The following is a 26765-nucleotide window of genomic DNA, read 5'->3' on the forward strand; positions in this document are numbered from 1 at the left end:
TGACCGCGATCGTGCCCGGCAAACTCGGGGGTGTCGGGGCTCACCTCTCCCAGACGGCGGCAAGGGTGCGGTCGTCCGCGTACCCCTTGACCCGCGTCTGGCTCGTGGCCAGGAAGGCGGCGAGCCCGGGGGGTTCGGGAGCGGACCACTCCTCGGCGAGGCGGCTCGCGAGCGGCGGGCTGCCGCGCAGCGGCTCGGCGAGCCCTGTGCCGCACAGCAGCAGCACATCGCCCGATCGGGCGATGGAGGCGTGGAAGCGGAAGGGTTCGCGGCGGGGTTCCTCCACGGGGGCGTACGGGCTCGGGGGCCGCCCGATGCCGGGATCGAGGGTGCGCGCCCCGGCCTCGGGCCCGGAACGGGGCTGCCCGTCGGTGGGGACCTCGGGTTCGATGTCGCGCAGTTCCCCGCCGCGCAGCCGGAAGAGCCCGCCCTCGCCCGCGCCGAAGAAGACGCGGGTGCGGCACTGGGCGTCGGTGGGCAGGAGGAGGCAGCGCAGGCTCGCGGTGTACTCCTCGGGCGCGAGCCCGCGTTCGGCCGCCGCGGCGCGCAGGCGGCCGAGCGTGCGGTCGGTGAGGCGGTGCAGGCCGGACTTGAGATCGCCGCGGCGGGCGGCGCGGATGTCGTCGGCGAGGCGGCGGTGGCTGCGGCCCACGGCGGCGGCGATCGACCGCACGGCCTCGGTCGCGGCCCGGTGCGCCTCGGGACAGGCCCGCGCGCCGGTCGCCGTCGCGACGAGCACGATCCCGTCCTCCCCCGCCCCGAACCGCACCACGAGCAGCGCGTCCCTGCGCGCCTCCCCGCGATACCGCGCCGAGTCCCCCCGCTGCGAGACGGCCCGCAAGGTGCTCCCCCCGAACCGCCCCCCTTCGAGCACGGTGTCGGGCACGTACGCGTCGAGCGCCCCGGGGTCGCTCTCGGCGAGGGCGGTGGGCTCGGCCTCGTAGGTGGGAGGCCGGTCGCCGACGTAGGAGACGGGGGGCGCGACGGGTGGCCCCGATGCCTCCGGGGAGGTCTCCCCCGGTCCGGGCCGCGCGGATTCGCCCGGGGAGGCGGACCGCTGGGCGCGGGGGGACGGGGCCGTCGGGGACGGCGGGGGTACGGGGGCGGGGGACGACGCGGCCGGGGACGGCGGGGGTACGGGGGCCTGGGACGGTGCGGTCGGGCTCGCCGTCGACTCGGCACCGGTCCCCGGCCACGCCGGACCACCGGGAGGGAGGCCGGGGACGGGGCGGGGCGGCAGGGGCGGCACGGGAGCGGTCGCCGCGTTGTCGGTGCGCGGCGGGGCGCCCTGCCAGGGGGCGGGGCCGCCAGGTGGGGAGGGCGGCTGGTCCGGGGTCCCCTGGGCGGTGGGGGCGGGGTCCGCATCGGCGCGCTGCGGCGGGGACGGGGGAAGCGCGTGTCGCGGGACGCGGGGCGGCGGGGCGGGCTCGTCCCGTACAGGCGCGGGCGGCGACGGCTCGCTCGGCAGGGGCGCGGGCGGCGCCCACTCACCCCGTGCGGGCTCGGGCGGCGTCCACTCGCTCCGTACGGGCTCCGGCTCGTCCCGTGCGGTCGTGGTGGCGTCCGACGTGCCGCGCGCGAACGCGCCCCGCACCGGGCCGAAGCCCTCCGGCTCGTCCGGCTCGGGCGGGGCCTCGGGGGCCGTCCCTTCCGCCGTCGTTCCTGTCTCGTGCGCCACGGGTCCTTGCGGGCCACCGCGCCCGGCCCCGGACGGCGCCGTCTCGTCCCGTGCCGATTCCCCTGCGGGTTCGCCCCGCTTCTCCGTCCCGGCGGGCCCGGGTCCGCCGGGTGCGCTCTCCTCGGCCCGCGGTTCGGCCTCGGGGGTTCCCGTGCCGTCCACCGGGGGTCCCGGCCTGCGGCGGGGGGCGACGCCGGTCCACTCGGCCGGGAGGGGTGGCGGCGGGGTCTCCCCCGGGCTCCGCTCCGGCGAGGTGCCGAACCAGCCGTTGAAGCCGTCCGGTGTCGCGGGTGGGCGGCGCGGGGGGCGTTGCGGGAGCGGCGGGCTGTCCGCCGTCCCGGCGGCGCGGGGCCGCTGCGGAAGGGGCGGATTCCCCTCCGCCTCGCGCGGGAGGGGCCGTTGCGGGAGGGGCGGGTTGTCCCCCGTCTCCTGGGGACGCGGCCCCTCGTCCTCCGCGTCGGCGGGGAGCGGCCGGGCGCCGGGCACGTAGGGGCGGCCCAGGCGTTCGGCGACGGGCCAGGGGGCGGCCGGCTCGGGGGGCGCGGGGGCGGAGGAACGCGGGGAGGCAGGTGGTGGTCCGGGGGTCCAGGGGGGTGGCGAGTCAGCGCGGTCGACCGGCTCCTGCGGCGGCTTCACCGTGTGGACCGCCGAGGCGAAGCGGTCGTCCAGTGTGTCGGCCGCGCGGTCCGGGCCCGTGTCGGGCGCCGACTCCTCGTACAGCTGATCCCACCAGTCGTCGTCGCGCGCGTCCCCCTGTTGGCTCATGCCCTTATTGTCCACCGCGAAGGCGGTACGAAAACGGGGCGAGGAGAGATTACCGGCCAGTCCGGAGGGAATCGCGCCTGCCGGGCGGCCCTACCCCCCACGGGAGGACCGCCCGGCGACGCGGGTGACGTTCCGGGCCCTGACGGGGGCGCCGCCACGGCCGTACCACGCCGTGACGGCGCGGAGTCACCCGGAGAAGTCCGGCCGCGGAAGAGGCTGCGACGCGCACCCCCCACGGATGCCCGGTCGCCGACCTTTGGCCAAGACACGGTCACTGTGTCAGATCCGGCGCGGGGGGACGATGATAGGAACTGGCGGGTTTACGCCGTGGCCGGTTTCCGCCAGAAGTCTGTGTGTGCCACGGCCGGGGAGGGGAAGCGGAAAATGCTGGGCGCGATCGGACTGGACGAGCCGCACGAGGCGGCGTACCGGGCACTCGTGGCGGAGGGCGCGGCCGAACTCGGCGCCCTCGCGCGGCGGCTCGGGCGGGGCGAGGGGGAGACACGGGCCGCGCTGCACGCCCTGGAGCTGCACGGGCTCGCGGCGCGTTCCTCGGCGGGCCCCGGCCGCTGGGTCGCGGCGCCGCCGGGCGTCGCGCTGGGCGCGTTGCTCACGCAGCGGCGCCACGAGCTGGACCAGGCGGAGCTCGCGGCGGCCCTGCTCGCCGAGGAGTACCGGGCGGGCGGCGAACGCACGCCCGCGCACGACCTGCTGGAGGTGGTGACCGGGACGACCGCCATCGCGCAGCGCTTCATCCAGCTCCAGCTGGGCGCCAAGGAGTCGGTGCGGGCACTCGTCACCGGGGCGCCCGTGGCCGTGTCGGGGATGGAGAACGACGCGGAGGAGGAGGTGGTGGGGCGGGGGGTCGCCTACCGCGTGGTGATCGAGCGCGAGGTGCTGCACCAGCCCTCGGGGCTCGTCGAACTGTCGGCCGCGCTGGGGCGCGAGGAGCGGGTACGGGTCGTGGACGAGGTGCCGACGAAGCTCGTCCTCGCCGACGACACGCTCGCGATGGTGCCGCTCACCTCGCGCGGCCCGGAGCCCGCCGCGCTCGTCGTGCACGCGAGCGGACTGCTCGACGCCCTGAGCGGGCTCTTCGAGTCGGTGTGGCGCGAGGCGCTGCCTTTGCGGCTCGGGGCCTCCGCCGGGGAGTTCGACGAGGGCGGGGAACCGGCTCCGGACCGCACGGACCTGGAGGTGCTCTCCCTGCTGCTGGCCGGGATGACGGACGCGAGCGTGGCGAAACAGCTCGATCTCGGCCTGCGGACGGTGCAGCGGAGGGTGAAGGGGCTGATGGAGCTGACGGGGTCGACGACGCGCTTGCAGTTGGGGTGGCATGCGTACGAGAGGGGATGGGTGGCGCGGTGAGGGCCGTGCCGGGGCCCCGTCGCGGGGCTCTGCCCCGGGCCCCGCTCCTCAAGCGCCGGAGGAGCTGGATTTTCGGTGCCCCGGACCGTCGGCTGTGCGGGGTTCCCCGACAGCGGGGTGCGGGATGTCCGCGAGAAGGGTTTGGTGGGCCCGCGTCGTCGCCTTGGTGAAGCGGCCCGTCGTCAGCTGGGACAGGACCTTCGCGACCGTTCGCGGGGGCAGGGCCGGGGCCGCCGCGGCGAAGTGACGGACGAAGGTGTCGAGCGCCGGGGCCAGTTGTTCGGGGGGCAGCGGCTGGAGGAGGGGCGGGATCTCCTCGTAGGGGACGGGGTGGTCCGTGAGCAGGGAGATCATCGCGTGGGCGGCGGAGTGGCGCGGCTCCTCGGCGCTCTCCGCCTCGAAGAGCGCGGGGAGGCGGTCGACGAGCGGGGCGAGGGCGTGGAGGGCGCGGGCGAGAGCGGGCTCGTGGCCGAGGCGCGCGTCGCGGGCGAGGTCCGCGAGCTGGTCCCGCAGGGGGCGTTCCGCGCGGCGGGCGCGGGCGGGGAGTTCCCAGGCCGGGGGCGCGGTGTCGGGCGGCCTGCCGAGGCGCAGGTCGGACTCGCGCGGGTGGGGGGCGGGGCGCACGTGGCGGGAGAGCGCGGCCCAGGAGGTCTCCGTGAGGCATGCGTGCCACAGCCGTGCGCAGGCGCGCCAGCGCCCGACCGGGTCGGCCGTGCCGAGGAGCGCGGAGGCGGTGAGGCCGGGCCGTAGCCGTACCGCGAGCAGGACGAGGTTGGCGGTGTACGTGGCGACCCGGTGCGGGGACTGAGGGCGCCCGGGGACTCCGTCGAGGCTCGCGCGCAGGTGGGCGCCGAGGGCGTGGACGACGGCCGCCGAATCCCGCGAGCGGACGAGTTCGGCCACGGCGGAGAGGACTTCGGGGTGGTCGCCGAGCGGGACGTGGGCGAGGAGGGGCCGCAGCCGCCTGTCGTCGCCTCCCTCGGCGAGGGCCCGCAGTTCGGCGGCGAGGAGCCGGGCGACGAGGAACTCCCCGAAGGTGGCGTGCAGGAACTCGTACGACTGGTCCTCCTCGCCCTCCCCTTCGCGCCGCGAGGTGCGGACGAAGAAGAAGCGGCCGAAGAGGACCGGCCCCGGCACGGCGTGTGCGGGGCCTGGTCCCGCGCTGAGGTCGGCGGCGGCCTCGCGGGCGGTGAGCGACTGGCGGTGACGGCGGAACATGCCGAACGCGAGGACGGAGAGCCGCAGGAACTCTCCTTCCACGGCCGCCCTTTGCTCCTCCTCCGGGAGCGGGCCGCTCCGCTTGGCGAGCTGTCGGCGGATGAAGGCGGTGAGCAGCCGTTCGTAGAGCCCGAGCCGTCCGAAGCCCGCCCCGGCCGCCGCGCGCAGCGCGTTGTCCGAGGCGTCGTAGAGGGCGAGCATCAGCAGGAGCAGCGGCTGGCAGGCGAGTTCCCCGTACGGGCGGAGCAAGTCCCTGTCGAGGGGCTGGACTTCGTGCGCGACGAACCAGCGCTTGTTGCGGGTGTTCCACGCCGCGACCCAGGCGCGTATCCGCGCGTCGTCGAAGGGTTCGAGGTGGATCACGGTGCCGCGGCGCGGGCTGAACATGCGTGCGCCCGCGAGGGTACGGCTCGTGACGACGGCGATGAGGGGACGCCCCGCGAGCGTCTCCGCGCTCTGGAACTCCTCGATCTCGACCATGAGTTGCCGTCCGTCAGCGGCGTCGGGACGGTCGGCCCCGGCCTGGAGCAGTTCGTCGAGCCCGTCGAGGAGGAGCACGCGCGGCGGGACATCGGTTCCGGCGACCGACGCGGGCGGCGCGGTGCGGTGGAGTTCGGCGGCGAGGTACGGGGCGAGGGAACCCGGCGGGGCATGCCGCAACTCCAGGCGCAGGCACGCGAATTCGGCGGTCGGGAGGCGAACCGCGAGGAGCCGGGTCAGCAGGGACTTGCCGGAGCCCGGGTGGCCGAGGACGAGGAGGGGTGCGCGTGTCGCGTCGTCGGTGAGGAAGTGGGCGGCGAGGAAGGCGTCGAGGTCGTCGCGCGGGGGTCTCGTACGCCACCAGTCCTCGCGGGCGAGGTCCCCGGGGCGGGCTCCCTCTCCGGCGAGGCGGTACGCGGGGTCGACGTAGCCGTCCCGGAGGCGCGGCGGGACGGGTCCGGCATCCTCGGCGGCGGCCAGCGGTTCGTGCAGGAGCCGGTGGGCGGGGGCGGGATTCCCCGTGAACTCCTGCAGGAGGGAGGAGAGTTCGCTCAGCCCGCGGGGTACGGGGCGCGGGGCCGGGTCGAGTGCTTCGGGCGGGTCCTCGGTCGCGGAGGTGAGCCGGAGTTCGGGGCACTCGTGGAGGGCGTCGGAGAGCAGCGCCTCGTAACGATGCCAGGCGCGCCGCACGAGGTCGGCGGTCTCGTCGTACGGCGGGTCGACCGCGCCGTACACGAGGTCGGCGGCGAAGGAGTACGCCCGGAGGATGTCCTCACGGATGTCGGCGGGCGCGCGGACCCGGGTGGAGCCGAGTGCGACGCGGCTCAGCTCGGTGACGACGTCCCCGTCGAAGTCGGCGTGCGCGGAGGCGAATTCCGCCCCGTGATGGAGCCCGGACGTACCGACGGCCTCGCAGAAGGCGGTCACGAGGATCACCCGGTCGGCGGCGCACAGCAGGGCGGTCCTCGTGGTGCCGTGGTGGGCGCGGACGCGGGCGGCGAAGCCGCGCAGGAGATGCTCGGTCCCGACGGGCGCGGCGCCGCCGAGGCGCAGCGGGGCGAGCAGTTCCTCGGCGATCCCTTCGAGCCCCGGACGGCCGCCCACGAGGACGTCCACGGCCTCGGCGAAATCCTCCGGGACGGCTTCGGCCGGGCGGAACGCCGGGGTGCTCCCCCGGCGCGGGCGCGGCACGGGCCGCTCGCGTTCGGTGAGCGTCACCATCTGGTGGTGGAGCTGTCGCCAGAAGGCGGGGTCGAAGGTGTGGTGGAGCGGCGGGCGGCCCGCGCGGTGCGCGTGACAGCACTCCAGGACGCGCGCGACGGTCTCCCAGGGCGGCGGGCGTCTGAGCCGGCCGTTGAGGAGCTGCGAGACGGCCGAGTCGCCGCGCCCGAGCGGGCCCGTCAGCGCGGTGTGCGGGAGGCCGCAGGCCGCGACGAGGCTCCCGAGGGTGCGGCAGAAGAACACGACCGGGACCGGGTAATCGGTGTCTTCCATGCCTGCCCCCGCCCCCCACCCGTTTTCGCGGCGTCCCGCGCGCGCGGGGTCCACCGGCATCCCGAGCTGCGCGACTCCCTTTCGTTTCAGGGTATTTCGGAATCGTGGCCGTGACAGGAGGGCCTCGGCGAGCCTGGACCCCTGGCCGGAGGACGGCGCGTCGTCGGGAGCGGAGGGGTGTGGTGGGCGTGATGGACGTGGTGCGCGTGGTGTACGGGCTGGGCGGGGCGCTCTGCGCGGGCGGGGTGCTGTGCGGGGTGGTGCTCCCGGCGGTGTGGTCGCGGCGGCCCGAGCGGCGGCGGGCGGCGCTGCGGGTGCTCGGGGTGCTGCGGAGCGGGCGGTGAGGGAGCCGGGTGGCGGCGGGCGGGGAGGGGAGCCGGGGCGGGCGGCGGAAGGACCCGGGGCGGGAACAGGGAGGGAGTCCGGAGGACGCGGGGGCGGGAACAGACAGCGCGGCAGGAGGACGGGGGGCGGGGGCCGGGAGGCAGGAGACGGGCCGTGGCGGGGGCCGGGTACTCCGTATGGGCTCCTCGGGCGTATCCGGACTGCGCGGGCGGGCGTGGGCGCGCAGGGTGGGGCCATGAGTGTGTGGGAGGTCCTGATCGTCGCGCTCGTCCTGCTGCTCGGCCTCGTCGGGGTGCTGGTGCCGGGCGTGCCGGGGCCGTGGCTGGTGTGGGCGGCGATCCTGTGGTGGGCGCTCCAGTCCCCCCGGCCGCTGTCGTGGGGGGTCCTGGTGGGCTCCACGGTCGTGCTGCTGCTCAGCAACCTCGTGCGCTGGCTGCTGCCGAAGCGGCGGGTGCGGGGCTCGGGGGTCAACCGGCGGATGATGGCGTGGGCGGGGACCGGCGCGCTGCTCGGCTTCGTCCTGGTGCCGGTGCTGGGCGCGTTCCCCGGCTACGTGGGCGGCATGTACCTCGCCGAACGGCGCAGGCTCGGGAGCCACGGCGACGCGGCCGCGTCGACCCGTACGGTGATGCGGGCCATGGGCACGAGCGTCCTCGTCGAGCTCTTCAGCTGCCTGCTCATCGCGGGGGCGTGGGCGGGGGCGGAGGTGTGGGGCTGAGGGCGGCCGTGGGGGCCGCCGCGCCGAGGGACTAGCTCCCCTTCACGCCTCGGCCGGGAAGCGCGCGAGCGGGGCCTCCCGCGTGAAGAAGGTCTTGGCCTCCCTCAGGGCGCGGGCGTCGGTGCGGACGTCGCCGGGGCGCGAGCCGTTGCCGAGGAGGACGCCGCCGAAGCGCATCCCCATGAAGGCGGCGGAGAGACGGAGGGTCCCGACAAGGGGCTCGGCGACCGCGCGGTTCTCGTCGGCCATCGCCGTGACGCCCCACAGCGTGCGGCCGGCCATCTTCTCGCGGAACGCCGGGTCTGGCGTGCGCAGCCACTTCGACCAGTGGTCGAGGTAGGTCTTCGCGTACGAGGACAGCGCGTACCAGTAGAGCGGCGAGACGACGACGAGGTCGGTCGCCCCGAGCGTGGCCTCGTGGAGCAGCGCCTCGTCCGCGGAGACGGGGGTGTGCCCCCCGGGCGCGTGGCGGCCGTCGACGTAGGCGGGGAGCGAGAGCGCGGCGAGGTCGATCCAGCGGCGGGAGTACGTCCCTGGAAGCTGCGCGGCGGTGGCCTCGGCGAGGAGGCGGGAATTGCCCTCGGGCCGGGCACTGGCGAGGAGGAAGAGAAAGGAACGGGACATGGACGGCCCAACCCGCCCCGCCCCACCCCTATTCCACGCGGGGCCCAGGGTGCGGTGGGGACGGGTACGGGCCGGGGCTGCCGCCCCCGTGGTACCCGTACCCGTCCCCCCGCCGACGAGCGGCGGACCGGGACCACCGGGTGGGCCGACACGAGCAGGCGGGCCCGACTCGGCGGGTGGGCCGACACGAGCAAGCGGACCGGACTCGGCGGGTGGACCGGGACCGGCAGGCGGACCGGGACCGGCAGGCGGACCCGAACCGGCGGGGGTGGCTACGGAGCCCAGCGCCCGCGCCGACCTCCGCACCCTCTCCCCCGCCCACTCCGGTCCGCCCCGCAAGGCGCCCCGCTCTACAGGGCCCTCGCACCGCAAGGACCCCCGGTCTACAAGGCCCCCACCGCGCAAGGCCCCGCCCCGCCTCCCGTCAGCGGCGCCCCTTCCGCCCCCGCTCCGGGACCGCCCCGTACCGCTTGAGGTCCATCGCCGCGCGGCCCTCGGCGCCGCGCATCTTCCACTCGCGGCGCTGGGCGGCGCGGAGGAAGGCGTCGGCCTTGGCCTCGATGCGGGTGTTCTCGCGCTGGAGTTTGCGGTAGCTGTCGAGACGGCGCTGCGGCAGCGCGCCGCTCTCGACGGCCTCGCGGACGGCGCACCCCGGCTCGCTCTCGTGGGCGCAGTCGAGGAAGCGGCAGCCGGTGGCGTACTCCTCGATCTCGGCGAAGACCTGGCCGACGCCGTGCCCCGCGTCCCAGAGCCCCACCCCGCGCAGTCCGGGCGTGTCGATGAGGACGCCCCCGGCGGGAAGCGGGACCAGGTTGCGGGTCGTGGTGGTGTGCCGCCCCTTGCCGTCCTGGTCGCGCACGGCCTGGACGCGCATGTGCGGGGCCTCGGCGAGGGCGTTGGCGAGCGTGGACTTGCCCGCGCCGGAGCGGCCGAGCAGGACGGAGGTCCCCCCGGCGAGCACCTGCCGCAGCTCGGGCACCCCCTCCCCCGTGTCCCCGCTGACAGCGAGCACCTCGACGCCGGGAGCGGCCGAGGCGGCGTCGACGAGGAGATGGGCGCGGGTCTCGGGATCGGGCACGAGGTCGGCCTTGGTGAGGACGAGGACGGGGGTGGCCCCGGACTCCCAGCCGAGGGCCAGGAACCGTTCCACGCGGGAGAGTTCGAGTTCGTCGGCGAGCGAGATGGCGACGACGGCGAAGTCGACGTTGGCGGCGAGGACCTGCGCCTCGCTGCGCTTGGACGAGGTGGAGCGCAGGAAGGCGGTACGGCGGGGCAGCAGCGTCCGCACGTACCGGGGGTCCGTGCCCGCCGGGTCGACGGCGGCCCAGTCCCCGGTGCAGACGACCTTCCTGGGGTCCCGGGGCACGACGAAGGCGGTGTCGGCGCGGACAGTGCCCTCGGCGGTGGCGAGATCGCACTGCCCCCGGTCGACACGGACGACCCGCCCGAGGACGAGCCCTTCGGCGCCGTACGGAGCGAAGACTTCGGCCCACTGCTCGTCCCAGCCGTAGGGAGCGAGGGGGTGAGCGGGCATGGAGTTCTGCGAAGCAGAGAAAGACAAGGGGTGACCCTTCACAGGGGTGGCCCCGGCGCCGCGCGCATGGGCGCGTGAGTGGAGTGAGATCAGCCGGTGGCCACGGAGGTGGACTTGACGAACTTCCGCATGCGGGCAACGCCCGTCGCAACGACAGCCATCTTTCGCACCTCCTCATTCACGCGTGTCCAACGGCGCCCTTCACCGGCCGCTGGGAACGAGGCGACAGTAGCCGCGTCCCTCGCCGAAGACCACTTCTTTTCCGCGGGGCGGCTCAGCAGGGGTGAGCGGGCCCGGTGCGGGCGCCCGGGAGGGCGGAGCGACCTCGGACGACGCGCGTGGGCTGGACGCGTGTGCGCCGGGGTACGGATCGACTGCCGGGGCCGTCGCGTCGAAGCGTGCCGGGCCCTTCGCGCGGACACCGAACTCATCGATCAAGGAGAGACATGGCTGACGAGCGGATGGCCGACGTTCCCCGGGTCCGGTACGAGAAGGAGGGGCACCTGGCCACCGTCACGCTGGACCGCCCTCGCTCGCTGAACGCCATGGATCTGCGGATGCACGAGGAACTGGCCGAGGTGTGGGACGACGTCGAAGCCGATGACAACGTGTGGGCCGTGGTGCTCACGGGTGCCGGGGACCGGGCGTTCTCGGTGGGTCAGGACCTCAAGGAGCTGGACCGCAGGAACCGGGCCGGGACGGCGGGGACCTCCAGCTTCGGCAGCCGGGGCAAGCCGGGATACCCGCGGCTGACCGAACGATTCGGCCTGAGCAAGCCCGTGATCGCCCGGGTGGACGGCTTCGCACTCGGCGGCGGCTTCGAGCTCGTGCTCGCCTGCGACCTGGTGATCGCGTCCGACCGTTCCACTTTCGGTCTGCCGGAGGCCAGGCTGGGTCTGATGGCCGGGGCGGGCGGGGTGTTCCGGCTGACCCGGCAGGCTCCGTACCGCGCGGCGATGGGCTACCTCATGACCGGACGACGGATGACCGCCGACCGGGCGTACGAGCTGGGGCTGGTGAACGAGGTGGTTCCGGCCGGACAGCTCGACGACTGTGTGGCGGGGTGGGTGGCGGACGTGCTGACATGCGCTCCGCTGTCCGTGCGGGCGATGAAGGAGGTCGCCAGGGAGTCGGCATCGCTCTCCCTGCCGGACGCCTTCGCGGCGGACTACGAGTGGGAGAGGCGCCGCATGCGCAGCGCGGACGCGCTGGAAGGCCCGAGGGCCTTCGCGGAGAAACGGGCCGCGCGCTGGCAGGGACGCTAGGGCCCCGCTCCCGGCACGAGGGGTGGGCCCCGGGGGGCGTCTCGCCGGGGCCCGAAGCGCGGGCCCCGGCGGCAGCGGCAGCGGCAGCGGCAGCGCGACCGTCACCGGCGCCGGGTACCGCAGTGCGCCACGCCGGGCGCCTAGGAGCCGCTCGCCGGGCGGGCCGCCCGGTCCGGTGCGCGTATCCGGCGGTCGGCCTGCTTCCGCTCCGGCCGTCCGGTCAGTCCACGTCGGACGGCCAGCGGATTCCCCGGAAGGCGGGGCTGAACAGCCCGGCGAGGAAGACCAGGGCGAGCGCACCGGCGATGGCCAGGAGCGTTGCCCTCGCGGAGAAGAAGTCGAGTGCGAGCCCGGCGGCCAGCGTCCCCGCCGCCGCGCCCAGGCCCCACAGGGTTCCGGCGGCCGACATGACGCGCCCGCGCTGTTCGTCGGGCACCTGGCGGAAGATCACCAGGTCCGCCAGGATGCGCATGGTCGGCACGCCGAGCATGATCACGACCAGCAGGAGCCCGGTCCACCACGGGCCGATGGGCAGTCCCATCAGGCACAAAAGTCCGGCCAACACAAGGAGTTGGCTGAACATCAGTAAGGCCGGCGAGAAGCGGCGCAGGGGCTTGATCAAGGCGGACCCGATGAGTCCTCCGACAGCCAGCCCCGCGACCGCGATGCCTATCTCCCCCGAGGACGCCTTCTGAGCGGTCAGGTGCACGGCGACGATCAGGACCAGGGGCGCGGTGGCGGTGTTCATCGCGGCGGTGAAGAGGGTCGTGCCGCGCAGATCCGGCGAACTCCAGAGCACGGCCAGGCCCTTCGTCAACTGGCGCAGACGAGGGCCCTCTTCGCGACGCGGCGGAGTGGCGCTCTCTCCCGGACGGAGGCGCACCAGCAGCACGCACAGGGCCGACAGCACGAAGGCCGCCACCATGACGCCGAACGGCAGGGCCCTGGAGGCCCCGTAGAGCGCGCCGCCAAGCGCGGGACCGACGAGGGAAGCCGCGTTGTTGCGCACCTCCTCAGTGGTCAGCGCCGTGGTGAGCTGGCTGCGCGGGACCACCGCGCGCACCATCAGCATCCGGCACGTCGCGCTGACCGGTCTCGCGGCACCGATCACCACGGCGACCACCAGGAGGTGGGTCAGCGACAGTTCGTCAAGGAGCAGGGCCACCGCCACACTGCCCACGCTCACCGCCCGGACGCCCTCCACCGCCATCATCAGCAGCCGCCGGTCCACGCGGTCGGCCAGCTCACCGGCCGGGAGGCCGAGCACCAGCGCCGTACACAGCTGCACCGCGCTGAAGACACCCGCGGACGCCGGGGACCCCGTGACCGCGAGGATCACCAGCGGCCACACCACATCGGCCACCTCAAGCCCCAGAACGGAGAGCGCCGAGCCCGACCACAACAGGTGGAAGGCGCGGTTCGCGCGCAGCGGGAGCTCGGTGGCCGGGGCGGCATCGGGCATGGGGAAGTCCTCCCTTGTCGGAGAGTCGTCGGCCTCCGGGCGGGTGCGGCGAGCGGGGGAGGCCGCAGAGCCGTTTCGCTGTCCGAAGGCCGAAATGTATCAGCGGGCCGAAGGGCCGAGCCGCCCCCGCCTGGGCAGCAACTGGACACCGGGCGAACGTTGTTGTGCGGGCGAGCCCGGCCCCTGTCACGTTACTGACAGTCCGTTGCCGCCCGCATTTTCGGCCGCGACGCCTTCTTATGATCGGACGCGGCGTGATGCCGCACCCGTCCGGTTTCCGGCACGCGACCAGCAGTGACTCTTGCTCAGCGCCACCCCGTCTGTACCGCGGACCGGTACCGGCACGTCTCATTCCGTCCCGCCACGGGCCCGGCAGTTCCCGGGCCGATTCCACGGCACGACCGCGTCCCCGCGCGGGAGGGCCAGGAACACGACGCCCCGTGGTCCCGGCAGTCGACCAGTTCCGTTTCCTCTGGGAGGGTTACGTGCACAGCGCAGTCGATCCCGTTTCTCTTGACGACGACGGCCGCCGGGCACCTCGGCACCTTCTGCCGGTCATGTTCGAGGAGCAGGCCGCACGCACACCCGCGGTCGTCGCCCTCGAACGCGGCGCGGACCGGATGACGTACGCGGAGCTGAACGCGCGTGCCAACCGGCTCGCCCGGCTGCTGGTCTCGCGGGGTGTCGGACCGGGCACCGCGGTGCTGGTCTGCATGCCGCGGGAGGCCGGCCTGGTCGTCTCGCTTCTCGCCATCGTGAAGGCGGGCGGCGTGTACGTGCCGCTGGACCCCGACTACCCGGAGGCGCGCAAGGAGTTCGTGCTCGGCGACTGCGGAGCCGCCCTCGCTCTGGTCGACCGCCCCGGACGGACCACCGCCGACGAACTCGTGCTCCCCTCGGTGGACTTCACCGGCCCCGGCGAAGAGGACGCGGACCTCACCGACCAGGACCGGCTCTCGCCGTTGCGCCTGCTCCACCCGGCCTACCTGATCTACACCTCCGGGTCCACCGGGACGCCGAAGGGCGTACTGGTCCCGCACTCGGGCCTGGACCGGCTGCGCCGGACCCACCGGGGCTACACCGGCGGTACCCCGGGGCACCGGGTCCTCCAACTGGCTTCCATCGGGTTCGACGCCTCGGTGTGGGAACTCGTGATGGCCCTGCTCTCGGGCGGCACGGTGGTGTTCGGCCGCGCCGAGGAGCTGCTGGCCGGGGAGCGGGCACCGGAGGGCATCACGCACGTCACTCTGACCCCCTCGCTGATGGGTGCCATCTCCCCGGAGACGTTCCCGCCCGCGAGCACGGTCATCACCGCGAGCGAGGCATGCCCCCAGTCGCTGGCGGACCGGTGGGCCGCCGTGCACCGGCTCGTCAACGCCTACGGCCCGACCGAGACGACCGTCTGCGCCACCTCCATGCCCCGGCCCCTCGTACCGGGCGAACGGATCGGGCTGGGCGTCCCGATCGACTCCACCACCGTCCACGTCCTCGACGACACGCTCAGCCCCGTCGGGCCCGGGGAGACGGGTGAGCTGTACGTCGCGGGCACCGGGCTGGCGCTCGGCTACCACGGCCGCGCCGCGCAGACCGCGAGCCGGTTCGTCGCCGACCCGTTCGGCGCGCCCGGCAGCCGGATGTACCGGACCGGCGACCTGGTCAGGCGGTCGGCGACCGGCGGGCTGGAGTTCGCCGGACGCGGCGACGACCAGGTCAAGATCCGCGGATTCCGGATCGAGCCCGCGGAGGTCGCCTCGGCCCTGGACACCACGCCCGGCGTCGGCCGCTCGGCGGTGGTGGTCGACGGCGCCGACGACAACCGGCGACTGGTGGCCTACCTGGTCCCTGATCCCGCCACGTCCGACGAGGGCGAGCGGCACCAGGTCGACGACTGGAAGCGGCTCGGGGACGAGCACTACCGGCAGACGGAGGGGGAGTCCTTCGCGGGCTGGTCGAGCAGCTACACCGGAGAGGCGATCCCCGAGGAGGAGATGCGGCAGTGGCGCGACGCCACGGTCGAGCGCATCCGCGAGGGCGCGCCCCGCCGAGTGCTGGAGATCGGCGTCGGCAGCGGTCTGCTGCTGTCCCGGCTCGCCCCGGACTGCGAGGAGTACTGGGCCACCGACCTGTCCGAGGTGGCGGTCCGGCACCTGCGCGCTCGCGTGGAGGCCGTACCCGGACTGGCCGCGCGGGTCCGTCTGCGTGCTCAGGCCGCGCACAGCACCGAGGGCCTGCCCTCCGGGCACTTCGACACGCTCGTGATCAACTCCGTGGCCCAGTACTTCCCGAGCGCCGCCTACCTCGCCGACGTGATCGACAAGGCGCTCGACCTGCTCGCTCCGGCTGGTCGCCTGTTCCTGGGCGACCTCCGCAATCTGCGGCTGCTGCCCGCCTTCGGGTCCGCCGTGGTGCTGAGCAGACCGGTCGTCCCGGCCGACGCCCTGGCCGCCGCCGAACGGATGCTCGCCGCCGAGGAGGAGCTGCTGGTCGACCCCGGGCACTTCGACCTGCTGCGCCGCGGCGACCCGCGCGTGGCCGCCGTGGACGTACGGCTGAAGCGGGGCCTCGCGGACAACGAGCTGACCCGGCACCGCTACGACGTGGTGCTCCACCGTGCCCCGGCGACCGTCACGGAGGCGGCGGGGGTATGCGAACACGCCTGGTCGGGCATGGAGGACCTGGACACCGCGCTGTCCGCCTCGGAGGGGATCCTCCGGGTGACCGGCGTCCCCAACGGCCGCGTGCTCGGTGAGATTCGCGCGCATCAGGCGCTCCAGGACGGCGCCACGGCGGACGAGGCCCGCGCGCTGCTCACCGCCGCCGAGGGCGTGCACCCCGAGTACTGGCACGAGGTCGCCGCACGCACGGGCCACCGGGCGCAGGTCACCTGGTCGGCGCGGGACGAGGCCGCCGTGGACGTACTGTTCGTTCCCCTCGGAGACGGCACGGGCGTCGAGATCGCCAGCGGCGCTCCGGAGATCCCCCCGACCGCCAGCCGCGTGCTGACGAACCAGCCCGCCCGCCCGCGCGCCGAGGCGGAGCTGATCTCCGCCGCCCGCGCACACGTGCGGCGGGTGCTCCCCGCCCACCTGGTGCCGTCCGCCTTCGTGGTGCTCGACGCCCTCCCGCTGACCCCGCACGGGAAGCTCGATCGCACGGCACTCCCCCGCCCTCAGGCCGCCACTGGCAAGCGGGGACGCGCGGCGGAGACCAGCACCGAACTCACGCTCTGCGCCCTCTTCTCCGATCTGCTGGGCGTGGACTGCGACCTCGCGGACGACGACTTCTTCGAGCTGGGCGGCCATTCCCTGCTCGCGACCCGCCTCGTCAACGCGATCCGCTCCGCCTTCGGTGTCTCCACGGAGCTGCGGACCGTCTACCGCGCCCGTACCGTCGCGGCGCTCGCCGAGGCCGTGGAGAGCGCCGCGGCACCCGTCCGCCCCCGGCTGCGCGCGGTGCGCCCCCGCCCCGAGATCGTGCCCGCGTCCGCGGCGCAGCGTGCGATCTGGCTCTCCGAGCAGGTCGCCGGACTCGGGACGGCCTACCACATCCCCCTCGTTGTGCGGGTGGTGGGTGGTGTGGATGTGGGGGTGTTGGCGGGGGCGTTGGGTGATGTGGTGGGTCGGCATGAGGTGTTGCGGACGGTGTTGGTGGAGGGGGGTGGTGGGGTGGTGCAGGTGGTGTTGCCGCCGGTGGGTGAGGTGCGGGTGGGGGTGTGTGAGGTGGGTGCGGACCGGGTGGATGCGGTGGTGGCGTCGTTGTGCGGGCGGCGTTTCGATCTGTCGGGTGAGTTGCCGTTGCGTGCGGATGTGGTGCGGGCCGGGGGTGAGGAGGTGCTGGTCCTGGTGTTGCATCACGTGGCGGTGGACGGGTGGTCGATGGGCCCGTTCTTCGCCGATCTGGAGCGTGCGTACGGGGCGCGTGTCAAGGGTGGGGTGGTGGCGTGGGAGCCGTTGCCGGTGCAGTACGCGGATTACGCGTTGTGGCAGCAGGAGCTGCTGGCGGGTGGTGGTGACGCGGGCGGTGTCGTCTCGCGGGGGTTGGCGTATTGGGAGGGGGTGCTGGAGGGGTTGCCGCAGGAGCTGGAGTTGCCGGTGGACCGGCCGCGTCCGGTGCGTCCCTCCTATCGGGGTGGGGTGGTCGCGTCGGGTGTGGGTGCGGGGGTGCACGGGGCTCTGGTGGGGGTGGCCAGGGGGGCTGGGGCGAGTGTGCTGATGGTGGCGCAGGCGGCGTTGGCGGTGGCGTGGTCGCGTTCGGGTGCGGGTGTGGATGTTCCGGTGGGGACGGTGGTGGCGGGGCGGGGGGATGAGGTCCTGGACGAGGTGGTGGGGTTCTTCGTCAACACGCTGGTGCTGCGGACGGATGTTTCGGGTGATCCGTCGTTCGGTGAGTTGCTGGAGCGGGTGCGGGAGGCGGACCTGGGGGCGTTCGCGCATCAGGAGGTGCCTTTCGAGTATCTGGTGCGCGAGCTGAACCCCGACCGGGTCGTGGGCCGGCACCCGCTGGTGCAGACGATGCTCAGCATGGACACCGAATCCCCGGCCGCGTTGTCGCTGCCCGGCCTGCGGTGCACGCCCGTAGAGGGGGCCGGGGAGAGGGTGGCGAAGTTCGATCTGGACGTGACAGTGCGGGAGCTCCCTGGTCAGGGGGGTGTTCAGATCTCCCTGGTCTATGCGGCGGATCTCTTCGACGAGGCGACCGCGCAGGGGCTCGTGGACCGGATGAGCCGGGTCCTGGAAGCAGCCGCCCTGGACCCGGGGGCACCGATCAGCACCATCGACGTCCTCACCCCAGGTGAACGCGCCGATCTGCAGCGCTGGGGGACAGGACCACGTTCCACCCCGGAAGAGCCGACCGTGGCGGGGGCGTTTCTCGCGCGGGCCGGACGGTGCCCGCAGGCGGTCGCCGTCGTGGACGCCGCCTCGGGTGTCGAGCTGACCTACCGCGAACTCGAACACCGGGCACGGGCCTTCGCGAAAAAGATACGAGGCGCGTTCGGGGAGGTGACGGACGTGGCGGTGCCGGTGCTCGCCGAGCGGAGTGTGGACCTGGTCGTGGCCTTCACCGGCATCCTCCTGGCCGGGGGTGCCTACCGGCCCGTCCACCTCGGACACCCCCTGAACAGGCAACGCGACTCACTCACCGACGGCGACGGAACCCCGCTCCTCGTCGTCGACACGGCGCACAGTGATCACCCGCTGACCGAAGGCCGGAGGGTCCTCACCATCACCGGGGACGACACGGTAACCACCGGGACCAGTGCGTTGGCTGGGGCGACCAGCGGTGAGGAAGCAGCCTCCGCCGATGCCGGGCCGGTCGTGTCTCGCACGGACGAGGATGTCGTGTTGCCGACTGTGTTGCCGGATCAGCTTGCGTATGTGATGTCGACGTCCGGGTCGACGGGGCGGCCGAAAGCGATCGCCATCACGCACCGTTCGGTCGTCGATCTCGCGGTCGATCCCGCCTGGGAGATCACCCCGGACGACCGGGTCCTGATGCAGGCCCCGCACGCCTTCGACGGCTCCACCTACGAACTCTGGGCCCCACTTCTCGCCGGGGCCACCGTGGTCATCGCCCCGCCCGGCGAACTCACCGCCGCCCGCGTCCGCGACCTCACCCACACCCACCACCTGACCACGATCAGCCTCACCGCCGGCCTCTTCAGCGTCCTGGCCGAGGACGACCCCCACGTCTTCACCCCCCTGCGGGAAGTCACCACCGGCGGCGACATCGTCCCGCCCGCCGCCGTCCACGCCGTCCTCACCGCCAGCCCCCACACCACCGTGCGCACCACCTACGGCCCCACCGAAACCACCCTCTGCGTCACCCACACCCCCTGGCACCCCCACGACACCATCCCCACCCCCGTCCCCCTCGGCACCCCCATGAACAACACCACCCTGCGCGTCCTGGACCCCGCCCTGCGCCCCTGCCCACCCGGCGTCCTGGGCGAGCTCTACCTCACCGGAACCGGACTCGCCCGCGGCTACCTCGCCCAGCCCGCCCTCACCGCCACCCGCTTCACCGCCGACCCCCACGGCACACCCGGCACCCGCATGTACCGCACCGGCGACCTCGCCCGCCTCCACCACGACGGCACCCTCACCTTCCACGGCCGCAACGACCACCAGATCAAAATCCGCGGCACCCGCATCGAGATCAACGAAATCGAAACCGCCCTCACCACCCACCACGGCGTCACCCACGCCGCCGTCATCGCCCACCACCCCCACACCCCCCACACCCAGCTCACCGCCTACTACACCGGCACCACCACCCCCACCACCCTCCACCACCACCTCACCACCACCCTCCCCCCACAAATGACCCCCACCACCCTCCACCACCTCACCACCTGGCCCCTCACCCCCAACGGAAAACTCGACCACACCCAACTCCCCACCCCCACCAACCCCACAACCACCACCACCCCCAGCACCACACCCCACACCCCCCACGAACACCTCCTCACCACCCTCTTCGCCACCACCCTCAACCTCCCCACCCTCAACACCCACGACAACTTCTTCACCCAAGGCGGCAACTCCCTCCTCGCCATCCGCCTCACCAACCACATCAACACCACCCTCAACCTCAACCTCAACACCCAGGACATCTTCGCCCACCCCACCCCCACCACCCTCGCCCACCACCTGACCGGACTGACCGGCACTTCCCGACCGCGGATCACCAAGGTGGCCGAGCGGCCCGACCCGTTGCCGCTGTCGGACGCGCAACGCCGGTTGTGGTTCCTGTACCAGCTGGACGGACCGACCCCGACCTACAACATTCCGCTGATAGCCCGTCTGTCGGGTGCGCCCGATCTCGACGCTCTCACCGCGGCCCTCGCCGACGTGCTGGCCCGGCACGAGGTGCTGCGCACCGTGTTCACGGAGCGCGACCAGGAGCCGGCGCAGGTGGTGCTACCGGTCGAGCGGGCCCGTCCGGTGATCGGGACGACCGAGTGCCCGCCGTCCCGTCTGGAGGGTGTACTCGCCGAGGAGTGCGCGCGTCCCTTCGCGCTGGACACGGAACTGCCGGTCCGCGCCCACGTCGTCCGCTCCGGCGACGTCCACCATCTGGTCCTGACGGTGCACCACATCGCCGCCGACGGCTGGTCCATGGAGCCCCTCTGCGCGGACCTGGCCCGCGCCTACGCGGCCCGACTGCGGGGCGAGGAGCCCGGATTCGCCCCGCTGCCGGTGCAGTACGCCGACTACACGCTCCGGCAGCGGGACGCCGACGCCGCGGGCCGGGACTCAGGTCTCGCATACTGGGAGAACGCCCTGCGCGGGCTCCCCGAGCAGCTCGACCTCCCCTACGACCGCGCCCGCCCGGCGCGCGCCTCCTCCCGCGGGGGTTCGGTGCGGCGGACGCTGGACCCGCGCGTCCACGAGCGGCTGCTGCTCCTCGGCCAGGAGCACGACGCGACCCTGTTCATGGTGGTGCAGGCACTGCTCGCCGCGACCCTGACCCGGCTCGGGGCCGGGGACGACATACCGCTCGGCTCGGTCGTCGCCGGCCGCTCGGACGAGGTGCTGGACGAACTGGTCGGCTTCTTCCTCAACAGTGTCGTGCTGCGTACCGACACCTCCGGAGATCCGGCCTTCACCGAGCTGCTGGACCGGGTCCGCCGTACCGACCTGACCGTTCTGGCCCACCAGGACGTGCCGTTCGACCGGCTCGTGGAGCATCTCAAGCCCCCGCGCTCGCTGGCCGCCCATCCGCTCTTCCAAGTGGCCTTCGGTGTGGCCGCGCCCAGCCCCGTGCCGAAGCTGGAGGGATTGGAGTCGACCCCGGTCCGTCCCCCACTGGACGCCGCGAAGTTCGACCTGTACTTCGGCATCACCCAGCACGAGGGAGCCGAGGGGCGCCGCGGTGCCCTGGAGATCGACCTCACGTACGCCCTCGACCTGTTCGACCCGGCCACCGCCGAGAACATCGTCGACCGACTGGCGCGCATGGCCGAGGCCGTCGCCGCCGACCCCGCCGTGCGCTGCGGCGGGATCGACCTGCTCGACGGCGACGAACGCCACCGCATCCTGCACACGTGGAACACGACGGCCCTCCCGGTGCCGCGCACCCTGCCCGACATGTTCGACGAGCAGGTGCGCGCCCACCCCGACGAGATCGCCGTGGAGCATCGGGGCGAGCGGGTCTCCTACCGCGAGCTCGACGCCCGGTCCAACCGGCTCGCGCGTCACCTGATCGCGGCCGGGGCCGGACCGGAGGATCTCGTCGCGGTGTCCACCCGGCGTGGGCTGGGGTGGGTCACGGCGATGCTGGCCGTCCTCAAGTCCGGCGCGGGCTACCTGCCCGTCGACCCGGCGTACCCGTCGGCGCGCAAGCGGTTCATCCTCGACGACAGCGCACCGCGCTTCGCGCTCGTCGACGACCCGGCCGACCTGCCGGGCTCCGGTGCGGTGGTCGGCGTGCCGGCCGACATCGACCTGAGCACGTACTCCGACGGCCCGGTAGCCGACGAGGAGCGGCGCCTGCCCCTGCGGACCGCCAACGCGTGCTACATGATCTACACCTCGGGCTCGACCGGAGTGCCCAAGGGCGTCCTCCTGGCGCACACCGGGATCAGCCGCCTGGCCCTCCGGCACCGCGACTTCGTGCCCGACGGGGGCGGACACCGCGTGCTGCAACTCGCCTCGATCGGCTTCGACGGATCGGTGTGGGAGGTCGTGATGGCCCTCCTGCTCGGCGGCACCCTCGTCGTCGGCGAGCCCGAGGAACTGCTCACCGCCGCCCCCGGCCACGCGCCCGACATCACGCACGTGCTGGTCACGCCGTCCATGCTCGCCGCGATGCCGGACCACGCGCTGCCCCCCGGCATCGTGGTGATCACGGCCAGCGAGTCCTGCCCGCAGTGGCTGGTGGACCGGTGGGGGCGGGACCGCACGGTGGAGAACTCCTACGGGCCCACCGAGACCACGGTCTGCGCCACGGGCGGACCACTGCCCCCGGGTCTGCCGGTCACCATCGGCCGCCCGGTGCCCTCGACCAGCGTGTACGTGCTGGACGCCGCGCTACGTCCGGTCCCCCCGGGTGTGGTCGGCGAGCTGTACATCGCCGGTGCCGCTCTGGCCCGCGGGTACGCCGGACGCCCCGCGCTGACCGCCTCACGCTTCGTGGCGGACCCCTTCGGCCCCGCGGGAACGCGGATGTACCGATCCGGCGACCTCGCGCGCTGGAGGAACGACGGGCGGCTGCTGTTCGCGGGGCGGTCCGACGACCAGGTCAAGATCCGCGGCTTCCGGATCGAGCCCGGAGAGGTCGAGGCGGAGCTGTGCGCCCTGCCCGGGGTGGACACCGCCGCCGTCGTGGTCCGTACCGACCGCCCCGGGGAGGCCGAGCTGACCGCCTACTACACCGGCCCCGCTCATCCCCTGCGCACCCGGGCGGAGTTGGCGCGGCGGCTGCCCGAGTACATGGTGCCGTCCGCCCTGGTCCCGATGACGGCCATCCCACGCAACCACAGCGGGAAGCTGGACCGGGGGGCCCTGCCCGCGCCCGATCGCACGACCTCCTCGCGCGGTCCGCGCACTCCGCGCGAGGAAATCCTGTGCGGTCTGTTCGCCGAACTCCTCGGGCTGCTCGCGGTCGGCGTGGACGACGGGTTCTTCGACCTGGGCGGCCACTCGCTCCTCGCCACCCGGCTGGTCAATGCGGTGCGCGCGGCGTTCGGTGTGCGGCTGGACCTGCGGGAGGTCTTCGAGCACCCGACGGTGGCCGGGATCGACCGGCTGATCGACTCCGCCCTGGCCGGTCCCCCGCCCGTGGTCCCGGTGTCCCCGCGCCCGGAGTCCCTGCCGCTCTCGCACGCCCAGCGCGGGCTGTGGTTCACCGAGCAGTTGGAGGACCGGCCGGACCACGTCTACACGGTCGCTCTGGCCACCCGGACGACCGGTGAGTTCGACCGCGCGGCGCTGGCCGACGCGCTGACCGACGTCGTCGGCAGGCACGAGGTCCTGCGCACCGTCTTCGCGAACCGCGACGGGGAACCCGTCCAGATCGTCCGGCCGGTCGAGGACGCGCCGGTGCCGGTCGGCTGCTCGGACGTGACCCGGGCGCGGATGAAAGCGGCGGTCGCCGCCGAGTGCCGGCACGCCTTCGACCTGAGCACCGATCTCCCCGTGCACGCGCACGTACTGCGCGGCGAGGCCGAGCAGGTGCTCGTCCTGGTCCTGCACCACATCGCCGTCGACGGCTGGTCCATGGGCCCGTTCACCGCGGACCTCGCCCACGCCTACGCCGCCCGAGCCGAGGGCAAGGTCCCCGAGTGGACGCCGCTGTCCGCGCAGTACGTGGACTACGTCCTGTGGCAGCGGGAGAACTCCCGGGCCGGGCTCGGCCACTGGACGCGGGCCCTCGCCGGAGCCCCGGAGGAGCTGGCGCTGCCGGCGGACCGCCCCCGGGCACCGCGCCCCTCCTTCCGGGGGGACACCGTCTCGCTCCGGCTCGATGCCGACACCCGCGCGGCCCTGGCCGCCCTGGCCCGCGGGCACGGTGCGACACCGTTCATGGTCGCGCACGCCGCGCTCGCCGCCACCCTCACCCGCAGCGGGGCGGGCACCGATCTCCCGATCGGCACCGTGGTCGCCGGGCGCCACGACGAGGCCCTGGAGGAGCTGGTCGGTTTCTTCGTCAACACGCTGGTGCTGCGTACGGACACCTCGGGCGATCCCACCTTCGGGGAACTCCTCGACCGGGTGCGCCGCACCGACCTGGACGCCTACCGGCACCAGGATGTCCCGTTCGACCGGATCGTCGAGGAACTGCGCCCGGAGCGCACTCTGGCCCGTCACCCGCTGGTGCAGACGATGCTGAGCTGGAGCACCGGCCGCGAGGACGCCGTGACTCTTCCCGGCCTCGACACCCTCCCGTTCCCCGGTACCGGGGAGCCCGTCGCCAAGTTCGACCTCGACATCGTGTTCCGGGAGGAGGCCGAGGGCATCGCCATCGAACTCACCTACGCCACCGACCTGTTCGACCGGGACACGGTGGCCGGTCTCGGCCGGCGGCTGCTGGCCACTCTGACGGCCGGGGTGGCCGAACCGGACACCCGGATCGGGGCGATCGACCTGCTCACTCCGGCCGAACACGCGTGGCTGGCCGGGCGGGGCGCCGCCGACGGCCCCCGCACGGTCGGCACCCTGGTCTCGGGCTTCGCGGCCTGGGCCGACTCGGACCTGACCGCGGTGATCGACGGGGGCCGGGAGGTGTCCTACAGGGAGCTGGACCGGCGCTCGGACCGGCTGGCGAGAGCGCTGGTGGCGGCGGGAGTGCGGCCGGAGGACGTCGTCGCGCTGCTGATGGACCGCGGCGTCGACCTGCTGGTGGCGATGCTCGGCGTCCTCAAGGCGGGCGGAACCTTCCTGCCCCTGCACCTGGCGCACCCGGCGGACCGGATGCGCGGTGCCGTGGCGGACAGTGCCGCCGGGGTGCTCCTGGTCGACGGCGCCCACGCGTCCCACGAGCTGGCCGGTGGCATCGGCACCGTGCTGGTGGTCGGGCACGAGCCGACGGCGCCGGAGGCCGAGCTGCCCATGGTGCGCCCCGACCAGCTCGCCTACCTGATGTACACCTCCGGGTCGACCGGCGAACCCAAGGGCGTCGCGGCGACGCACCAGAACGTGCTCGACCTCGCTCTGGCCCCCTCCTGGGGCACCGGTCCCGGCGACCGGGTCCTGATGCAGGCCCCGCACGCGTTCGACGGGTCCTCCTACGAGGTGTGGGCGCCCCTGATGACCGGCGCGGCCGTCGTGGTGATGCCTTCCGGCGACCTCACCTCGCTCTCCCTGCGGACGGTGGCCGAGCGGCACGGGGTGACCCGGATCAGCCTGACCGCGGGCCTGTTCCGGGTGCTCGCGGAGACCGATCCGGCCGCGTTCACCGGGCTGACCGAGGTGATCACCGGCGGCGACGTGATCTCCCCCGAGGCGGTGCGCGCGGTCCTGGCCGCCTGCCCGGACATCCTCGTCCACAGCACCTACGGGCCGACCGAGATCACCATGTGCGCGACGTTCTCGCGGCTCACGTCCGCCGACCCGGTTCCGGCACCGATCCCCCTCGGGGAGCCTCTGGCGAACACCTCGCTGCATGTGCTGGACGACTGCCTGCGTCCCGCCCCGCCCGGCGTGGCCGGGGAGCTGTACATCGCGGGGGCGGGAGTGGCGCGCGGCTACTTCGGCCGGCCCGGCGCGAGCGCGTCGCACTTCGTCGCGTGCCCGTTCGGACAGCCGGGTGCGCGGATGTACCGGACCGGCGACATCGTGCGCTGGGAGCGGGACGGCACGCTGGGCTTCCTGGGCCGCGCGGACAACCAGGTCAAGGTGCGCGGCTTCCGGGTGGAGGTCGGCGAGGTCACCGCCGAGCTGGCGGCGGTCGACGGTGTCGCCCAGGCCGCTGTGGTCGTGCGGGAGGACCGGCCCGGGGACAAGTCCCTCATCGGCTACTACACCGGGGAAGCGGCCGAGGACGTGGTGCGCGGGCGGCTGATGGCACGGCTGCCCTCGCAAGCCGTGCCTTCCGCGCTGATACCGGTGGCGTCCTGGCCGCTGACCAGCAACGGCAAGCTGAACACCGCCGCGCTGCCGGCCCCCGGGCCCCGCGAGGCGTTCCGCGCGCCGCGCACCCCGCGCGAGGAAGTGCTCTGCGCGCTGTTCGCGGAGGTGACCGGCGCTCAGCGGGTGGGCATCGACGACAGCTTCTTCGATCTGGGCGGCCATTCCCTGATGGCCATCGCGCTCAGCAAGAAGGTGCACACCGCCATCGGTGTGCACCTCCCCGTCAACCTCCTCTTCCAGTACCCGCGGGTGGCGGAGTTGGCGGCGCGACTCGACAACCTCGACGACACTGCGGCGCGGCCACGGCCCGCCCTGCGACGGAGAACGGGGCAGGTGTGACATGCCGACGACAACTATCACCACCGATGAGACGGCGAGCACGGACGGAGCTCTCGGGCACATCCTTCTGCGCGGCGACGAGTTGCTCCGGGCGGAGTCGCCCGACCCGCAGTACGACCGGCCGAGGGAACTCTCCCGGTATCTGCTGATGCACTACGGCTCGTTCGAGGACACCTTCGAGCGTCCGGACCACCCGCTCGCCGGGGCCTACGGCTACGCGCACCGGCTCTCGGAGGCGCTGCGCGCCGCCGCGGAGCTGACCGGCTGCCGGGTCCGCGACGCCTTGGACGTCGGCTGCAACGTCGGCGGGGTGAGCCACGAACTGGCCCGGTGGGTGGAGGACTCGGTGGTCGGTGTCGACCTCAGCCCCCGGGCGGTCGAGGTCGCGCGCCGGGTGACCGACGCCGGTGGCGGCTCGTTCAGCGTGGTCAAGGGGGCGGGTACCCGCACCGTCCGCTTCCGGCTGCCCGACCGTCGCGAGCGGGCGGAGCTGCGGTTCGAGACGGGCGACGGCGAGGCACTGGCCGGCCGGCCAGGGGGGTACGACGCCGTCCTGGTCTCCAACATCCTGGACCGGGTGGCCGATCCGGCCGCGTGCCTGGCGCAGTTCCACGACTCGGAGCGCGTCCTGCGCGCGGGCGGCCTCCTCGTGATCGCCTGCCCGTGGTCGTGGTACCCGGAGTACACCGACCCGGCGGCATGGTTCGGTGCCGACCGCCCCGACCACTCCAGCGAGCATGCCCTGAAAGCGGCGCTCCGCGACCGGTTCACGTTGGTCGCCGAGTCCGAGCAGGCGGGTGTGCTGTGCCAGAACCCCCGCGAGTACGACTACTTCGAGTCACACGTCACCATCTGGCAGCACCGCTGAGCCGGTTCGGACGGCGGGCCGGGACAGCACCCCGG

11 protein-coding genes are annotated in these 26765 nt (G+C 74.0%); 6 read left to right on the forward strand and 5 right to left on the reverse strand.

Going from position 1 to position 26765, the window contains the following annotated elements:
- Nucleotides 1-40: 40 nt before the first annotated feature.
- Nucleotides 41-2443, reverse strand: a complete 2403-nt coding sequence (locus tag STTU_RS35840) for a protein phosphatase 2C domain-containing protein (protein ID WP_007820623.1) — start codon at nt 2441-2443, stop codon at nt 41-43.
- Nucleotides 2444-2827: 384 nt separating this feature from the next.
- Here STTU_RS35840 and STTU_RS05525 point away from each other — a divergent pair, with 384 nt between their 5' ends.
- Nucleotides 2828-3811, forward strand: coding sequence for a hypothetical protein (locus tag STTU_RS05525; protein ID WP_007820625.1), 984 nt, complete (start codon nt 2828-2830; stop codon nt 3809-3811).
- A gap of 48 nt (nt 3812-3859) precedes the next feature.
- Here STTU_RS05525 and STTU_RS05530 read toward each other — a convergent pair whose 3' ends face one another.
- Complete coding sequence (locus tag STTU_RS05530; protein ID WP_007820626.1) at nt 3860-7003, reverse strand: NACHT domain-containing protein; 3144 nt, start codon at nt 7001-7003, stop codon at nt 3860-3862.
- Nucleotides 7004-7194: 191 nt separating this feature from the next.
- On the opposite strand from STTU_RS05530, the gene STTU_RS34855 reads away from it, so the two are divergent.
- Entirely contained in the window at nt 7195-7347 is a 153-nt protein-coding gene (locus STTU_RS34855; protein ID WP_199785097.1) for a hypothetical protein, read from the forward strand.
- Nucleotides 7348-7583: 236 nt separating this feature from the next.
- Nucleotides 7584-8066: a DUF456 domain-containing protein gene (locus STTU_RS05535; RefSeq protein WP_007820629.1), complete on the forward strand. Its 483-nt coding sequence runs from the start codon at nt 7584-7586 to the stop codon at nt 8064-8066.
- A 42-nt stretch (nt 8067-8108) separates the two neighbouring features.
- Here STTU_RS05535 and STTU_RS05540 read toward each other — a convergent pair whose 3' ends face one another.
- Both STTU_RS05540 and rsgA read right to left on the reverse strand, forming a co-directional pair.
- Entirely contained in the window at nt 8109-8690 is a 582-nt protein-coding gene (locus STTU_RS05540) for a flavodoxin family protein (protein WP_007820630.1), read from the reverse strand.
- Nucleotides 8691-9114: 424 nt separating this feature from the next.
- Nucleotides 9115-10224, reverse strand: coding sequence for a ribosome small subunit-dependent GTPase A (gene rsgA, locus STTU_RS05545; protein WP_007820631.1), 1110 nt, complete (start codon nt 10222-10224; stop codon nt 9115-9117).
- A 446-nt stretch (nt 10225-10670) separates the two neighbouring features.
- Between rsgA and dpgD the strand changes: the two genes are divergently transcribed.
- On the forward strand, nt 10671-11489 hold the full coding sequence (gene dpgD, locus STTU_RS05550; RefSeq protein ID WP_043254242.1) for an enoyl-CoA-hydratase DpgD: 819 nt from the start codon (nt 10671-10673) through the stop codon (nt 11487-11489).
- Nucleotides 11490-11709: 220 nt separating this feature from the next.
- Here dpgD and STTU_RS05555 read toward each other — a convergent pair whose 3' ends face one another.
- Nucleotides 11710-12951 (reverse strand): MFS transporter, encoded by a 1242-nt coding sequence (locus STTU_RS05555; RefSeq protein ID WP_007820637.1) that lies wholly within the window; start codon nt 12949-12951, stop codon nt 11710-11712.
- A gap of 557 nt (nt 12952-13508) precedes the next feature.
- Here STTU_RS05555 and STTU_RS32410 point away from each other — a divergent pair.
- Both STTU_RS32410 and STTU_RS05565 read left to right on the forward strand, forming a co-directional pair.
- Nucleotides 13509-25862: a non-ribosomal peptide synthetase gene (locus STTU_RS32410; RefSeq protein WP_043254244.1), complete on the forward strand. Its 12354-nt coding sequence runs from the start codon at nt 13509-13511 to the stop codon at nt 25860-25862.
- Nucleotide 25863: 1 nt separating this feature from the next.
- Complete coding sequence (locus tag STTU_RS05565) at nt 25864-26730, forward strand: class I SAM-dependent methyltransferase (RefSeq protein ID WP_007820641.1); 867 nt, start codon at nt 25864-25866, stop codon at nt 26728-26730.
- The last annotated feature ends 35 nt before the right edge of the window (nt 26731-26765 follow it).

This window comes from Streptomyces sp. Tu6071 (genome assembly GCF_000213055.1).
In the GTDB taxonomy this organism is placed as follows: Bacteria; Actinomycetota; Actinomycetes; order Streptomycetales; family Streptomycetaceae; genus Streptomyces; species Streptomyces evansiae.